At 25.7% G+C, this 16,020-nt stretch carries 21 protein-coding genes; 16 read left to right on the top strand and 5 right to left on the bottom strand.

All coding sequences use genetic code 4. The annotated features are described in order from the left end of the window. The 4 genes from AAHM98_RS06120 to AAHM98_RS06105 form a co-directional block, all read right to left on the bottom strand. Window positions 1-186 (bottom strand): hypothetical protein, encoded by a 186-nt coding sequence (locus AAHM98_RS06120; protein ID WP_342275985.1) that lies wholly within the window; start codon window positions 184-186, stop codon window positions 1-3. Window positions 187-200: 14 nt separating this feature from the next. Continuing rightward, window positions 201-407, bottom strand: a complete 207-nt coding sequence (locus tag AAHM98_RS06115; RefSeq protein WP_342275759.1) for a hypothetical protein — start codon at window positions 405-407, stop codon at window positions 201-203. Window positions 408-420: 13 nt separating this feature from the next. After that, on the bottom strand, window positions 421-594 hold the full coding sequence (locus tag AAHM98_RS06110) for a hypothetical protein (protein ID WP_342275760.1): 174 nt from the start codon (window positions 592-594) through the stop codon (window positions 421-423). 126 nt (window positions 595-720) lie between these two features. Continuing rightward, window positions 721-1,206: a hypothetical protein gene (locus AAHM98_RS06105; RefSeq protein ID WP_342275892.1), complete on the bottom strand. Its 486-nt coding sequence runs from the start codon at window positions 1,204-1,206 to the stop codon at window positions 721-723. 395 nt (window positions 1,207-1,601) lie between these two features. On the opposite strand from AAHM98_RS06105, the gene AAHM98_RS06100 reads away from it, so the two are divergent. The 8 genes from AAHM98_RS06100 to AAHM98_RS06065 are packed head-to-tail and all read left to right on the top strand — an operon-like array spanning window position 1,602 to window position 6,273. Further along, on the top strand, window positions 1,602-1,847 hold the full coding sequence (locus AAHM98_RS06100) for a hypothetical protein (protein WP_342275984.1): 246 nt from the start codon (window positions 1,602-1,604) through the stop codon (window positions 1,845-1,847). Further along, on the top strand, window positions 1,828-2,013 hold the full coding sequence (locus AAHM98_RS06095) for a hypothetical protein (RefSeq protein WP_342275983.1): 186 nt from the start codon (window positions 1,828-1,830) through the stop codon (window positions 2,011-2,013). Before AAHM98_RS06100 ends, AAHM98_RS06095 begins: the two co-directional genes overlap by 20 nt. A gap of 19 nt (window positions 2,014-2,032) precedes the next feature. After that, complete coding sequence (locus AAHM98_RS06090; RefSeq protein WP_342275982.1) at window positions 2,033-2,413, top strand: hypothetical protein; 381 nt, start codon at window positions 2,033-2,035, stop codon at window positions 2,411-2,413. Between the two features lie 15 nt (window positions 2,414-2,428). Continuing rightward, the gene (locus tag AAHM98_RS06085) at window positions 2,429-3,106 is read left to right on the top strand and encodes a hypothetical protein (RefSeq protein ID WP_342275981.1); all 678 of its coding nucleotides are present in this window, start codon (window positions 2,429-2,431) and stop codon (window positions 3,104-3,106) included. Continuing rightward, the gene (locus AAHM98_RS06080; protein ID WP_342275980.1) at window positions 3,039-3,620 is read left to right on the top strand and encodes a hypothetical protein; all 582 of its coding nucleotides are present in this window, start codon (window positions 3,039-3,041) and stop codon (window positions 3,618-3,620) included. Before AAHM98_RS06085 ends, AAHM98_RS06080 begins: the two co-directional genes overlap by 68 nt. A gap of 14 nt (window positions 3,621-3,634) precedes the next feature. Further along, window positions 3,635-4,351 carry a hypothetical protein gene (locus AAHM98_RS06075; RefSeq protein ID WP_342275979.1) on the top strand — a complete coding sequence of 239 codons (717 nt, stop codon included), beginning with the start codon at window positions 3,635-3,637 and terminating at the stop codon, window positions 4,349-4,351. Beyond that, entirely contained in the window at window positions 4,326-5,333 is a 1,008-nt protein-coding gene (locus tag AAHM98_RS06070; RefSeq protein WP_342275978.1) for a hypothetical protein, read from the top strand. The genes AAHM98_RS06075 and AAHM98_RS06070 overlap by 26 nt, the downstream gene beginning before the upstream one ends. A gap of 1 nt (window position 5,334) precedes the next feature. Beyond that, window positions 5,335-6,273, top strand: a complete 939-nt coding sequence (locus tag AAHM98_RS06065) for a hypothetical protein (protein ID WP_342275977.1) — start codon at window positions 5,335-5,337, stop codon at window positions 6,271-6,273. Between the two features lie 398 nt (window positions 6,274-6,671). Here the strand turns inward: AAHM98_RS06065 and AAHM98_RS06060 are convergent, their stop codons facing one another. After that, a complete protein-coding gene (locus tag AAHM98_RS06060; RefSeq protein ID WP_342275976.1) occupies window positions 6,672-7,565 on the bottom strand; it encodes a hypothetical protein in 894 nt (297 codons plus the stop codon). A 127-nt stretch (window positions 7,566-7,692) separates the two neighbouring features. Between AAHM98_RS06060 and acpS the strand changes: the two genes are divergently transcribed. The 8 genes from acpS (at window position 7,693) to mutM (ending at window position 15,961) form a co-directional block, all read left to right on the top strand. Continuing rightward, window positions 7,693-8,016: a holo-ACP synthase gene (gene acpS, locus AAHM98_RS06055; RefSeq protein WP_342275975.1), complete on the top strand. Its 324-nt coding sequence runs from the start codon at window positions 7,693-7,695 to the stop codon at window positions 8,014-8,016. A 106-nt stretch (window positions 8,017-8,122) separates the two neighbouring features. After that, complete coding sequence (locus tag AAHM98_RS06050) at window positions 8,123-9,430, top strand: thymidine phosphorylase (protein ID WP_342275974.1); 1,308 nt, start codon at window positions 8,123-8,125, stop codon at window positions 9,428-9,430. Between the two features lie 79 nt (window positions 9,431-9,509). After that, complete coding sequence (locus AAHM98_RS06045; protein ID WP_342275973.1) at window positions 9,510-10,748, top strand: hypothetical protein; 1,239 nt, start codon at window positions 9,510-9,512, stop codon at window positions 10,746-10,748. A gap of 146 nt (window positions 10,749-10,894) precedes the next feature. Beyond that, window positions 10,895-11,647 (top strand): segregation/condensation protein A, encoded by a 753-nt coding sequence (locus AAHM98_RS06040; protein WP_342275972.1) that lies wholly within the window; start codon window positions 10,895-10,897, stop codon window positions 11,645-11,647. Further along, on the top strand, window positions 11,640-12,218 hold the full coding sequence (gene scpB, locus AAHM98_RS06035) for an SMC-Scp complex subunit ScpB (protein ID WP_342275971.1): 579 nt from the start codon (window positions 11,640-11,642) through the stop codon (window positions 12,216-12,218). The genes AAHM98_RS06040 and scpB overlap by 8 nt, the downstream gene beginning before the upstream one ends. Further along, a complete protein-coding gene (locus tag AAHM98_RS06030) occupies window positions 12,211-12,948 on the top strand; it encodes a pseudouridine synthase (RefSeq protein WP_342275970.1) in 738 nt (245 codons plus the stop codon). Before scpB ends, AAHM98_RS06030 begins: the two co-directional genes overlap by 8 nt. 164 nt (window positions 12,949-13,112) lie before the next feature. Beyond that, window positions 13,113-14,717 (top strand): hypothetical protein, encoded by a 1,605-nt coding sequence (locus AAHM98_RS06025; protein WP_342275969.1) that lies wholly within the window; start codon window positions 13,113-13,115, stop codon window positions 14,715-14,717. Window positions 14,718-15,259: 542 nt separating this feature from the next. Then, window positions 15,260-15,961 carry a DNA-formamidopyrimidine glycosylase gene (gene mutM, locus AAHM98_RS06020; RefSeq protein ID WP_342275968.1) on the top strand — a complete coding sequence of 234 codons (702 nt, stop codon included), beginning with the start codon at window positions 15,260-15,262 and terminating at the stop codon, window positions 15,959-15,961. Window positions 15,962-16,020: the final 59 nt, after the last annotated feature.

The raw sequence follows: 16,020 nt of genomic DNA, 5'->3' as shown, positions 1-16,020 counted from the left end.
TTATTCAACTCCTTTAATATCTAATTCCATTACTAATATTTCATAATGTTCAATATAAGCATTTTCTAATATATGATGTTTATAATTTTTATGAAAATTAATAGCATTTTCAATTGTAGAAAATATTTTTTGTTTTCTTTTATTAGTATAATTTAATTTATATTTTAATAAATAATTATATTGCATATTATTTTTCTCCTTTAACCTTTAATAATTTTTTTATAATGAATAATTACTTGTTCTAATTTATTTATTTTTTCATATGAAAAATAATCTTTCATAATTTTTAAATCACCATCATTATCAATTTCAAATTCTAATTCTTCATATTTACTATTAAATTCTTCTTGTAATTCTTCAAATTTATCTATTAATTTTCTTGCATTTTGTAATTCTAATTGATTCATTATCTTTTCTCCTTTAAAAATTTTCTAATTGTAATTCATTAATATAATAGTTATATAAACTATCATAGTTATCACTTGTTAAATATATATCTTCTTCAATCATATTATTAATACATTTATTACAATAATAAGAATTATCTATTTCACTAATTCAAATATATTTTTTATTATGTAATTTACATTTCATTATTTTTACCTATTAATTTATAAAAACAGTTATTACATGTTCTATTAGCAAATGAAGATTTTTTATAACAAATATCACAGTTATGAGTAATAATATTTCAATTAAGCATTTATATTAATTCCTTTCTTAATATTTTAAATAAAATATTTTATTATTATGAGTTACTAAATCTTTTAATGATGTTACTATATAATTTATTACTAAATCATTATGATTATATGGATTATTTATTTTAAAACTTTTTCTATCTTTTTCTCAGGTAATATTATATTTAAAACATTCTTCATTTTTTATTTGTCCAATATAATAACCATTATATTTTTTATAAAATTCACAAGATATTAATTCATTTTCATTAGCAGTAACATTTGGAATATTTTTTATATATTTTAAAATTTCACTACCTTTAATAGTAGAAATATCATTTATAATAGATTTTTTACCTAATTTATAATCTCAATCTTCAAAAATTTTTATTAATATTTTTTTATTTTTATTATCAATATTAGTATATTGAATAGAAAATCATGTTTCATATTCACCAATTTCTAATAATATACCTTTATCTGTTTCTTTAATTTTACTTTTTAATTCTAAATTAATAGTTGTCATATATTCCTTTCTAACCTTTCTATTATGTATAAGCCTTATCACTTACAGTGATAAAGGCTTATATACTAAATATTTACTATCTACTACGTATAGGCTTATTGCTACTGTAAGTAGCAAAAGCCTCGGAGGGTAGGGGGTTCTAGGGGGAAGGGAACCAAAAAAAATATAAAGTTATAAAAGACCAACACAAAAATTACTATTAGTTATATCTGCACTATAGCCTTTAATAATTTTTATTAAGTTATGTAATAATTAATTACTTTAATAAAGTACAGATTTATCAAAATAATTAATTATAATTGTTTAACAATTAAAAATGAGAGTATTATCTCTCATTTATATTTTTATTAAATCTATACCTATTTTGGATACGCCCAATTGAAATGACTACTAACATGAAACAAATTTATTTGTTAATGTATAAAACTAATCAAAGTGATGATATGAAATATAAAGCATTTGAAACATTAGAATTAGCAACATTATTTCATTTAGGTTTTAAAGAAGTAGTTACTAAAATCGGATATCATAATCGTGAAATTATTCATTATCAAATTTTAGCAATTCCATTTAATTTAGATGAAAGTAAAATATTAAATGTAAGTAAGGAAGTGAGACAAAATGACAAGAAATGAATTTAACACAAAATATAACGAACAAGATATCAAAATTGATAGAGATTTTGATTTATCTATTGATAAATATTTTAACTTTTCTGAAATTAACATATTAGAAGAAGCAATTATTGATTATAAAAAAATAATGAATGAAATACCACAAATAGTTAAAGATTGATTATTAGGATAATAAAGAAAGGAATAATAACATGATTGAAAATGAACCTAATATACAAAATGAATTTTTAGTTGAAAATAATGCTGAACAACAACCTGATAATGAAATTAATCAAAAAATTAGTGAAGCAGAAAATAAATTAAATAAAATTAATCAAGAACTTAAAGAACAACAAATGATTAATATTTTTAATAAATATCAAATTAAACAAGAATTTCATGATTATTTGAAGTTTAAAACAAAAGATACTAAAAGTGAAGAAATAGAAAATACTATAAAACAATTTATTAAAGAACAACCAGTATTAAGAACACCACTTAATACTGGTGGTAATCAACAAACAATTATTAATAATCAAATATCAACAAAAATTAATCCGTTATTAGATTATAAAAAGAAAAATTATTTATAGAAAAGGAAAGTTAAAATGGCAGTAAATATTCAAACAAACTTAAATAATACAGAAAAATTAGTAGAAGCTCCTGAATTTATTGAATTTTTTAAACAATCAAATAGTCCCTGAGCAAGTTTTTTTCCTATTGAAATGGTTAATTCTACTAAAATTGAATTCATTATTAAATTACCAAAAGACCCAAAAATTAAAGTACTTGAGTGAAATGATAAAAGTACAAGACTTGATATTAGTTATGCTCAAACTGATAAAATTGACAAAATTATTGAAAAATTATACGTTGCAGGTGAAACTATTGCAGCTGTTGATTTATTAGCAGAAAATGGTCAAAATTTATTAGATACTATGCAATATGAAGTTGCAAATGATTTAACAGATAAATTAGCAAGTGATGACACTAATGTAATTTCACAATTTGCTACTAAGGTATTAATTAATGATACAACTTCAATTGGTTATTTAAAAGCAATATTATCGGCATGAAATACTTTATTTCAATTAAGAAATGGTGCTAATTCTCGTTTCTTTATTACTAATAATCTTTATGATAGTTTAGTTTATTTAGCAGATAATAAAGGAATAATTACTGATAATCAATTAGCACAGCAATTAAGATTAAACGGTAATGAATGATTTATATGTAAAAGGAGTATTATGTCAAATTGTACTTGATGATTATATGACATTTGCTAATGATAAAAATGAAAATGAAATTATGTCCTTTATTTTAGCAACACCAAAAGCAATGAAAAGATATATGCTAGAAAATACGGTTGTTTATGTGCAAGAGATTACTGACGGTAAAGTTGGTAGAGCATATAAAGTTGGTGGTGAAGTATTGGGTCAATCAATTCCTTATATGTCAAAAAAAGAAACAACATCTCGTTGAATGATGTGTGGTGTAATTAAAAGTGAAGTAAAAACTGACTTAAAATCTAAAATTACAAATTTAACATTAGATACTACGGCAAGAACAGATAAAAATAATAGAGATTTAGATACAAATATTTTATATACAAAAGAAATTAATGGTTTAAATCCAAGTTTAGAAACTCCTACAATTAAATATTTTAGTGATGACCAAGGTAAAAATATTATAAGTAATAATAAACAAAAAACTGGTGATTTATATGTAATTATTAGAACAAATATAAATGACCCAAATTATAAAGGTTCAACAAATCCTATTAAAATTAATCTTAAATAAGGAAAATTAATACTATGCCAATTGGTACTAATAGCACTGCTATAATTTTAAACATAAATAAACCAAAACATACTAGAATAAGTAAACAACAAGAAAATAAAAGTTGATGATTAGAAATTTTAGAAATGATTGGTGTACAAGTAATAGCAGTTGCACTTGCTCCTTTTACTGGTGGTTTAAGTGAAGAACTAGCACTTGGATTAGGTGCAAGTGACTTGCTTGCTAGTATTAGTGCAACAAGTATTGAATTTGCAACTGATTTTACTATTAATCAAGTTTATGATTATTTAAAAGGAAATGTAACAAAATTAAATACTTTTTTTAATTTATTACCAGCGTTTGCCGGACTTAATAAAATTACTCGTGGTATTCGTACTACTAAATTTATTAAACTAGCACAAAAAAATAAAATATTAGAAAAAATTGGCATTAAAGAAGCAAAAAATTTACAAGATGTTATTAATCAAGTAACGGGCAAAGAAATTTTAACAGATAAAATTATTGGTAAACAACGATATTTATTTAACTATTCAATTGCACCTAATCGTGAAACAATATTGCAAAACTTAGGTTATGTTGCAGAAAGACAATTTCATAATAATTTTAAAAAATTAGAAGAACAAGAGTTAAAAGATTACTTATTATTACAAAATACATTAATAAAGTTAAGTCCACAATTAACTCCTAAATTTAAAATTAAAGATATTGAAAAAGCAAATAATTTTTTTTAAAAAATATAATACTGATTTAAAAGAAGTATTAAAAATGAACCAACATGATTGATTAAATTTAGTTTACACAATACATACAGAAAATAGATATGGAAAAACATTAATTTTAGATTTACAAAAAATTCGTGTTAATGCTATTAAGTTCAATTTTAAAAATAGTGTTATTCATAAAGTTGTTTTAAAAACAAATCAAACTTTTAAATATTTTGATATTAGATTTTATTTTAAAAAAAGTTTAAATAAATTTTGAAAAGATACACCATATTTTGAAAAATTACGTGAAAAGATATATAAATTACAAGAAAAATTTGAACAATTAGAAGAAAAAGCAATAGCAAAAATTAATAAATTAAAAGAAAAAACAAGTGATTTATTTACTAGTGCTGAGAAAAAAGCAATTAAACATGCACAATTAATTCCATTAAATTCACCAGTATTTATGGGATGTAAAATTCAGCCATTATCACTAGATAAATGTGCTATTACTATTTATCATCGTAATCCTAAATATAAACCATTTGTTGTTATTGATACTATTATTAAAGCAGAAACTTTCGTTACACAAGTACATCCTTTTCATTGATATCGCTGAAATAGTGGTTGATATATTGGTTATGGAGTTAATACTAATAAATGATTAAAAACAATTGCATTTGCGCCACCAGTTATTCAACAGATTATAAGAGATGCTTTTAAAGTACATCGCGAAATATTAAGAATAATAAGAACTTATCATAAAGTTATTAATGTTATTAATAATCCGTTGGAAAATGTTACTAAATCTTTTAAAAGTGTTAGTTTAAAATTTGGAGTTTATACGTTGTTTGGTACTGGTTTATTACATCATTTAGAAAAATTTGCTTATAGTCAAGTGGTTGAAAAAGGTAAGAAAAAATTACAAAAAGAAATTATACATATAGCACATAGAAAAACTAAAAAACGTACTAAACATTATGAAAAAGCATTTTTTAAGGAATGATAATATGATAAAAGAACTTTGAACTGATATTAGTTTAGAAAATTATAATAAGTGATATCCATTAACTGGAACAATTAATGAAACTCCCCAACAATATGTAAATACATGACCAAATGCTAAGGAATGATTTACTACATTTGCTATTCGCGCACAAAATGATATTAATGCTTATCTTAATTTTATTTTATATAAATTTCCTTTTGGTAGTTTTAAAGATAAATTACTTCAAGAAACATTAAGAGATATGGTTTATGTAATGGTAGAACATTGAGTATTTAATCGTACTCCAATTGAATTTAATGTTGATGCTAATATTCAATTTAATAATGGTACACAATTTAGTGTTAGTAGTATTCCAACAATTAATGTGTGAGATTTAGCACCAAGTAGAATGAAAATTCTATCTCAATTAACGCAATTAAAAGAAATACTAATGAGTTATGATGAACAAGAAATTGATGTTTATAAAATTGATTTAGAAGCATTTTATACAAGAAATCAAGTAGATGAATTAATTGATAATGAAAAAGAACAAAGAATTAGTGGTGACAAAGATAATCATGATTTTATATTAACTAAACAAATAAAATTATATGATGATGTTATAACCAAAAATGAACATGAAGTATTTCGTGGAGCGGTTACTAAACTTGTAAATAAAAGTTATGTAGCAACTGAATATGACCCCGAAACTGAAACAATGGTTTTAAATTGACCAAGTGAAATTGGTACATTACCACCAGAAGCATTACAAAATAATCCACAAGAGAATGATTTTACCCATGCTGCAACTGCTGATTTTTCTGCTAAACAACAAAAAAGAATTACTAGTAATGAAAATAATATTAAATTAGCAAATAAAGAAATTGAAAGTATTAAAAATAATTGATGTAATATTGAAACAAGTCCTTTATGAAAAAAAGTAGAAAATGAAAATATATAATTAATTAGATTCCATTTTTTATGTAGATGAATTAGGTACAAAAAGATTGGAAAAAGGCGTAACAATAGCTTTTGATACAAATAATAAACAGTTTACTTCATTTGGTTATAATCACCCACAATATACACCTAATACTTGGTGCAATGATTGAAAAAATATATCAATATCAAGGTTCTGGTACTCCAACTGAACTTATAACAGAAACTAATAATAATGATAATTATGATACTTAATAAATTATTCAATTGGCATTGGTTAGTTACTCTTATTAATTTCTTACGTAACCTTGTTAACTTTTTTTTATTAATGTTCAAAAGTTATAATTCAATAAATTATAAATAACCGATAATCGTACTTAACGTGTCTAAAATACATTTTAAAGGAAAACCTAGTTTAGATTACTTATCATGATTAACTTTAGTATTCATAATTATTTCTGTGTTAGGAAAATCTCTTTTACAATGACGATCCAGGAAATTAGGAAAAGTAGCACCCATTTTCAATTTCATATTAATACAATAGTTAGTAACATCAGTTCCAGAGCCTAAAGGAATGTCATAATCAGAAAAAGTTCTAATTTTATCAATCTCTTCTAAAAATAAATAACGACTAATAATGGTACTACACATAACAGCTAAATATTTGCTTTCAGCTGTGTTAATAAATTCTACTTTATCTTTAATAACTTTATTTTTGTTAGCAGTCATATTATTGATATTGTCATAATATCTTTTTTCATTAGTATATTGGTTAATAATAATATGGTCATATGGTACTTTGTGTTGTAACATTCTTACTAATGCTTGATTTTGTCCTCAAGTTTTAATAATATCGTGACTATAACCAGCATCTGTTCATTGGTTATATTTGCGGTTATTAATAATTACTGATTCAAAAATAATTGTTTTCATAATATCAAATGCTAATTCTTTAAACTTATCTTTTGGTAAATTTTTATAGTTTTCAATATTAAATAATCGCAATTTTTCTAAATTGCTAGAACCAATGTAAGAACTAACTATTACGATTGGCCCAAAGTAATTATCAAGACCAAATTCATCATTACCAATTACTGGTCAATTATGAACATCAAAGTTTTTTAAAAAATCACGATATTGAGCAATTATGTCTTCACGTGGCCCTTGAAATGTAACTTTATTTTTAAAAAATTCAATAGTTATATCATGAAACTTAAAAAGGCTTTCACTTTTATTTTTTTCATTAATAATTTCGAAACCCTGATAGTGTTTTTTAATTAATGATTTCTGCTCTTCGTTTAAATAAAATGTCATTAATGTACCACCATCTTTAAAATGTGTGTGTTTTTAAATTTAATATCACACTTTCTTTATTATTAATTATATAATAAAATCAAGGATTTTATTATATAAACCCTTAAATTTATTTTAGGAGTTAGTAATGTATAGTGTAGGAATAGATATTATTGAAATAAAAAGATTAAAGAATGAAGTAGAATTTGTGAAACGGATTTTAAGTCCAGAAGAAATAAAACTTTATAATGAACAATCATCAATGCGCCAACAAGAATTTATTGCTGGACGGTGGGCATTAAAGGAAGCAATTTTTAAAGCACTACCCCAAGAAAAATTAATATTTCATAATATTAATATTAGTTACAATGAGTGACAACAACCAGTGGTAATAATTAAAGATTATAAGTTACTTTTATCATTATCACACAATCAAACTAGTGCTATTGCTATTGCTATTGTTATAGCATAAGTAAGTTAAAAAGATAATTCTAATAATATTATGGTAGCTAATGTTATTACTAATGTAGTAAAGAAAGTTATAAAATTTTAAATTAAAGGAGTAGTAGCGAATAAATATGTATATGATTGATTTAATTACCAAAAAAAAATTGGGACAAAGTTTAACTGCTGAAGAACTTAAATTTTTAACACAAGGAATTGCTGATAGTACGATTCCTGATTATCAAATTAGTGCTTGGGCCATGGCTGTTTATTTTCAAGGCATGTCTAATGAGGAAATAGTAGCTTATACGAAAGCTGTGATTGAAACTGGTGAAACTATGGATTTATCACAAATTACTGGTTTTACTATTGATAAGCATTCAACAGGTGGTGTTGGTGATAAAACTAGTTTAGTATTTGGGCCAATCGTTGCTGCATTAGGTTTAAAATTTGCTAAAATTTCAGGACGTGGTTTAGGTATTACCGGTGGCACAATTGATAAGTTAGAAATTATTCCCAAACTTAAATGTGATTTGGCCATTAAAGATTTTATTAAAGTCGTAAATAAAGTGGGAATGAGTATCATTAGTCAAACGGGTAATTTAGTTCCTGCTGATAAAAAATTGTATGCACTGCGTGATGTGACAGGAACAGTTGATTCTTTTCCATTAATTGCTGCTAGTGTTATGTCAAAAAAAATTGCCATGAGTGCTGATTTAATTTTATTAGATATTAAATGTGGTAAAGGTGCGTTTGTTGCTGATGTTAAAAATGCCCGTAAATTAGCACAACTGATGGTTCATATTGGTAAGTCATTTAATAAAACCGTTTATGCAATTATTAGTGACATGAATAAACCATTGGGTAAAGCCATTGGTAATGCTTTAGAATTACAAGAGGTACTATTGAGTTTACAAAATCAAGGTCCAGAAGATTTAAAAATTTTAGTTAACAATTTAGTGGGCTTAGCATTGCTGGGTGCGAAAAAAGTTTCTAGTTTAGAACAAGGAATTAAACAATCCGAACTGATGTTTGCTAATGAACAACCATTAAAGATCTTTTATGAGTTTGTAAAAGAGCAAGGTGGAGATGTTAATTATTTAAAAAATATTAATAATTTACCCCCAACAAAACATATTATTAATATTACTACTAATAAAAGTGGTTACTTAGATTTTATTAATAACTATGCATTAGGTGAATTATCAGTAATTTTAGGAGGAGGAAGAACTACTAAAACTGATGTTATTGATCCGATGGCAGGTATTTATTTAAAACAAGTACATGGTCAAAAAGTAGAAAAGGGTAGTGTGATTATGGAATTGCATACAAATAAACCAGCAGCATTACATGATAGTTTTAAACAATTAGCAAGTACTACATTTGCTGTTTATGATGTTCAAAAAGATATTAAACCAATTATTTTAGAAATTATAATGTAATTTAGATTAAAATCATTTATAATAATGTAGTATTTTATAAAAAAATAAAAAATGATTTATTATATGAGGAGTGCTGATTGTGAAATCATTATTAAAATTATTTGGAGCAATTGCTCTAACAACAACTCCAGTTGTAGCAGTTGTAGCCTGTGGTACTGAAGATACTAATATTAGTCCAATAGATATTCAAAATTCGGCTTTAGCTTTAATGCGTGATAGTGAATTTAACATGACCGATTTAGGAATTGGTGCTACTGCTGCTGATTTACTAATTTTAAGAGATAAGAGTTTCAAGTATTTTTCATCAGAAATCCAAGGTAAGATTAGCACTATTCTTGCTAATGAACTTAAAAAAAGTACTAATGAACATCCAACAAAATGATATTATGATGATGCTTCAGTAGTAGTAGATAATGGTAGTGTTGCTGCTGATAATATTTTTCAATTACCTATGTATGTTGATGGTACTCATCCAACATTTGAGGGTATTGTTAATGGTCATTTAAATGTAAGTGTAAGTGTAACATATAAAAATTTACCTCCAATTTCTAAAGATATTAAATTAACGTTTAATAATGACAAAACTAAAACTTCAGAGAAAACAGATGCTATGAAAGATTTTATTGAATATAAAATTAACACTTCTAGTAATTTTCCAAATGTTGATGTAGCAACATTACCTAATACTGATGCTACAACTGATATATTAACTGCTAGTCAAAACCTTAATAATTCGATTGTTCCACACTTAAGAATAGCAATTAAAAATTTGATTCAACACCAAGGTTTAACAGTTACTATTACACCCTATTATGATGCAGCTCCAGCAGTAACTTCATTCTTTACAATAAAACCCCCAATTTTAGTTGTCAATAAATTACAATTTAGTGGTACTCTTAAGAATATTACTATTAGTTTTAAGATTGGTGATACAAGTAGTAATTTCAAAATAGGAGATAATAAAATTACAGTTACACAAAGTCAAACTAATGCTGCCAATCAAGTTAGTGGTGCTTTCAATAATCAATCACGATTTGCTGATACTTTACCAGCAGCAACTGCTAAAGTTACAGATGTTACTGGTTTAAAAGACAAAATAATAACTGCTGCTGTAGATAGTATTAAAAAATCATATCCAGACATTGTTGCTGCTGAGATTAATATTACTAATGAAACAACTGCCACATTTACCGCTACTGATACTAAAACTGGTTACTTTATATTAAACTTTAAGGTCGAACATGATTATAGTGGTACAAAATTTACTGTTGATGCCCAAAATATTAAGGTTATTGTATCTGTAAAAACTAATACTTAATTTATAATTTTAAACCTTTATTAATTAAACCCATTTTCTTGATAAGTAGGAAAATGGGTTTTACATTGATTAAACATTATGAATGCCATTATTATTTAAGATATAATTAATATATAAAATATAATTAAAAGTTTGAGGACTATTATATGCTACAACCTGTAATTACTATTAATGATTTTCAAGGTCCCATGGACTTACTACTTCATTTAATCAAAGAAAAAAATGTTGATATTTTAAGTTTAGATTTAAATAATGTAACTACCCAATACGTGACTTTCATTAATCAACAGTTACCCCACAATATTGATGTAGTGAGCGAATATTTGCCCATTGCTGCTTATTTATTAGAATTACAATCAAAACAACTATTACCCTCCCCTGAAGTAGTAATCGACAGTGATTATGAAAATGAACTAAACCGGCAAAAATTAATTGCTCGCTTGTTAGAATACAAAAAGTTTAAAGAAATTAGTAATTATTTCAAACAGCAAGCTGTAAATAGAACACTTCTTCTAACAAAATTACCAACTGATATTAAATCCTACCTGTCTAAAGAAATTGTCCCTACTTTAGTAAAAAGTAACGTTAATAAATTAACCCAAGCCATGCTTAGTTTATTTGCTCGCTTACAAAGTGAAAATAAATTACCAGTTAATTTAGCACTAAACTTAATTTCTACTGAAGACCGTGCGCAAGAAATTAAAAAATTACTAAAAAGTCATCCCCAAACCTACTTTACATTAGAACAATTATTTTTTACTAAAACATTAACTCTCCACTATTTTATTATTACTTTTATTTCCATTTTAGACTTAGCTAGTCATCAGTACTTACATCTAGTACAAACCACCACATTTTCTGAAATTACCGTAATTTACCGAGGTGAAAATCATGAGTAAACTCAATTGAAAACCTAATGAAAAATTAGCAGTATTACAAGGCCTACTCTTTATTGCTGGTAATGATGGTCTTGACATCGTAACCCTTGCTTCACATTTAGCGTTAGAAAAAAAACCAGCAGCTGTTTTAACATTAATTGCTGAATTAGAAACTAAATTAAATCTTGATGAAAGTTGTGGATTGATGGTTATAAAAATGGGAAATATCTATAAACTAACGACCAAACCCCAACATCATGAACGTTATCAAGATTTAAACCACCAACCATTGTTACGTTTATCACCTGCTGCCTTAGAAACATTAGCAATAGTTGCTTATAATCATCCAGTGACCAAGCCCCAAATTGAAAATATTAGAGGTGTTAACTGTGATGCCATTATTTTTAAATTAAAAAGTTTAAATTTAATTGCTGAAATCGGGCGTAGTGATTTACCAGGAAAACCCATTTTATATGATTTAACTGATGAATTTATGGACCATTTTAATATTGAATCGTTAGCACAATTGCCTGCCCTACCGCAATTCAATCACCAAGATGATGAAGAAATCTACAATTTTACCAATGACTAATAGTGCTGAACGTTTACAAAAAGTAATAGCTGCTGCTGGGATTTGTTCACGCAGAAAAGCTGAGTTGCTAATTACTAATGGGCAAGTAGTTGTTAATGAACAAGTTATTACTACGTTAGGGTTTAAAGTAAATCCCCAAGATATTATTAAAGTTAATGGGCAAATTATTAACCAATCACAACACATTTATCTCGCATTCTATAAACCTCCTAACTGTTTATCAACTGTTAGTGACCCTAAGGGTCGTGCTACGGTAATGGACTATTTTCGCGATATTACAACACGAATTTATCCCATTGGTCGTTTGGATTTTGATACATCAGGTTTATTATTAATTACTAATGATGGTGAATTTACTAACGCTATTATTCATCCTCGTTATAAAGTTGATAAAATTTATCAAGTATTAGTACAAGGTATATTATCCGCTAGCGCCATTAGACAATTAGAGGCAGGTGTAGTATTAGATAGTGAGTTTACGTCATCACCTGCCACTGTTGACATCATTAGAACTGATATTCGTAAGCAAACAACCTTATTACATTTAACAATTCATGAGGGTCAAAACCAACAAGTCAAACGAATGATTAAAGCAGTGGGAAGTCGGGTTGTCCAATTAAAGCGTTTACAAGTAGGTAATATTACTTTAAAAGGATTAATGATGGGTAAATATCGTTATTTACAACCAGAAGAAGTGCAAGTTTTGTTACAGTTAAGCCAGACAGGATAAATAATTGTTATTTTTTTTTAAAAAATAACTTTTTTCAACATTTAGCGTTATAATAATATTAAAGCACAAAAACATATTGGTATAATACCTAGTTAGTAACAGTAGTTACTGATAGGTCTTTTTGTGTCTAATAATAAAAAATTAAAAAGAGAAAGAAGAGAAAAATGCCTACTACATCAACAATACTGCCTAGTAATAATGGAAGTATAAATTCAAATGAAGAACAAGATCTTATAATTATTAATATTAAAAATTTTATCGATAGGTTCAAAAATATTATTTTAGAAATTGAACATCACATTAAATTTATTAATCTTAACCAAGATAGTAATAATGAAGAAAATAAAAAACAATTATTACTATATTTAACCCAATTAAAAGAACTATATAACATTATGCCATCTACTATCAATGAAAGAGTAAGGAAAAAATGACACCCATGATTAGAAAAACTAGCATATCCAGGTGCTTTGCTACTTCTCGCATCTGGAATTGTGACAAGAGTAGCACAACGAAACTTTTCTATAGAAGTTGTATCAAATCCAAATTTACAAAATCAAACTTTTATTGAACAAATAGAAGAACTAAGTTTTGGAATGAAAGAATCAATACTTACTACCGGAAATTATTGATTGGCTACAAGTGATACTTTTTTCACATTTTTTATTAGTTTATTTCCATTTGGTTTAAAACACATAATTGAGTTATTTAATTCACAAAAAAAAGTAGGAAAAATTGAACTAAATCCAGTTTTCTTTTTATCAATAATTGTGCAGCTTTTAGAAAAAAGTTTAGAACTAAAAAACTATGAAATATTTGAACAATTTGAATCACAAATTACTTCATTATGTGAGGATTTAGAAAACAAAATAGAAGAGCATAAATCAACTAGTCACACTAATGAATCAACAACTTCAGTTGTAGCAGTTGAACAACAAATAAAAGAATTAAATGATAAAGGAAAAACTGATTTAACAAATGAAGATTATTCTTTAAAACAAGTAGTTAAAAATGGTCTTACTAATAGTGCTATTTTTACTGTTGTTAATGGATTAAATCATATTGTTATTACTCTTTCATCTGCATACACTGCTCAAACTTTTACATGAGAGAAATATCTTTCAGAACTAATAACACCTGCTAATATATTTTCCACACTTGCTCGTGGGACACTAATGAAATTAGTTAATGACCATTTAATTAAAAAACCCATCGAGAAGTTTATTAACGGTTTTTTAAAATATTATAGACAAGAAAATAGTACTTCTGAACCTGCATTAAACCGATTTAAAAACCATATGAATAAATTGGTTAAACAATATAAACCGTGCGTTCAAGGAATAATTGTTTTATCTAGTTTTCTTTCTATTACTTTTGCAACTAATTTTATTAAAACTTTAGCAGCTGATGTTACACAAAATAAAGGTGATTTTAAAGCTGCTATGGCACAACTTAATAAAACATTTTGAAAATGAGAAATGGCTTTAATAGCATTAGGAGTAACAGCCAGTGACATGATTAACTTAAAAATGGAAATGAAAAAAGTTTTCCCATTATTTGCTGAAAAAAAGAAACAAAAAGCAATAATTGATAAAATATTTACAGAAGATAGTTCACTTAATGAAGTTTTAACAACACCTGTACCTGTAAATAATAATCAACAAGAATCATGAAGTAATAATATGACAAACGAAGTGAATAGTAGTAGTGATACATCTCCTTTAATTAGTAGTGATCAAAGAACAACACCTTGTTATGGTAGTTTTTAAGCTAACGTATAAACTAAAAATTTTTTTATGACTTATCGCATACAAAAATTAGAAATTATCAAATCCATCTTTTACTAATCTATAAATGATAGTTTATCAGACACAGTGCTTTTGTTGGAACTGGGACCTCTTTAGTGAAAGATAGTTGAATTTTACTTCTACTACCAATAATCTATTACTTTAGATGTACCCTTTATAATAATTCATATACTAAACTTGGTGCCTTCTATAGAAGGCACCAAGTTTAAAGTACTAATGGTATGAATAGTTTCCAAATTACCTTGACTTTGTAGTTTAAATCTATTTTAACATTTTCACAATTAAGTTGTTAATTTTGAAAAGCATTTCTTTATCTCCTGACTAATCTAGTTATTTATTACACACTAAACCTAATTCCTTACTTACACATAAACATATTTTATCTTAAAAACACTTTAAAACGATTATATTTTTATTTTTTATAAAAATATGAAAAAAAATAATTATTTTATTTATAATAAGAATAAATTGCTTTACAATATTTTAGTTAGGAGAAAATTAAGATGCCTGAATTACCAGAAGTTGAAACTGTTCGTAAAACCTTATATCCACTTTTAGTACATCATAAAATTATTGATGTTCGAGTTTTTATGAACAAAATTATCAAAACCTCAAAACCTCAAATCTTTATTGGCCAAACAATTAATGATATTCAACGTATCGGAAAACTAATAATTTTCGTACTTGATGATTATGTCTTGTTAAGCCATCTGCGTATGGAAGGTAAATACTACTATCAAAAACAAGACACCCCCACCAATTGAAAACATATTTTATTAGTTTTAAAATTCGAAAATAACTATCAACTTTGTTATCATGACACAAGACAATTTGGAACTTTTCATTTACAACCCCTTAGCGCTTATCAAACTTCAAAACCATATACTAATATTGGCCCTGAACCTTTTAACAAAAACGTTACAACCCAATATTTACAAAATAAATGAAAAAATAAAAAACAAAATATTAAAGCTTCGCTCTTAGATCAAGGAGTAATGAGTGGATTAGGAAATATTTATGTTGATGAAGTACTTTTTTATGCTAATATACATCCAGAAAGTATTACTAATCATTTAACATTAGTACAACTACAAACTATTATTGATAAATCAATTATGGTCCTTACTAAAGCCATTAAATTAGGTGGCTCAAGTATCAATAGCTACACTTCTAGCCTTGGTGTTAAAGGCTATTATCAAAATTAACAAAATAAGGGTCATAAAAATTCTGGGGATGTTTAAAGAATTTTGAGACATAATCAAAA

The sequence above is a fragment of the Spiroplasma endosymbiont of Nebria brevicollis genome (assembly GCF_964030895.1).
Classification (GTDB): Bacteria; Bacillota_I; Bacilli_A; order Mycoplasmatales; family VBWQ01; genus Spiroplasma_E.
The sequence above is the reverse complement of the archived record's forward strand: the minus strand, read 5'-3'. Positions and strand labels throughout refer to the sequence as shown.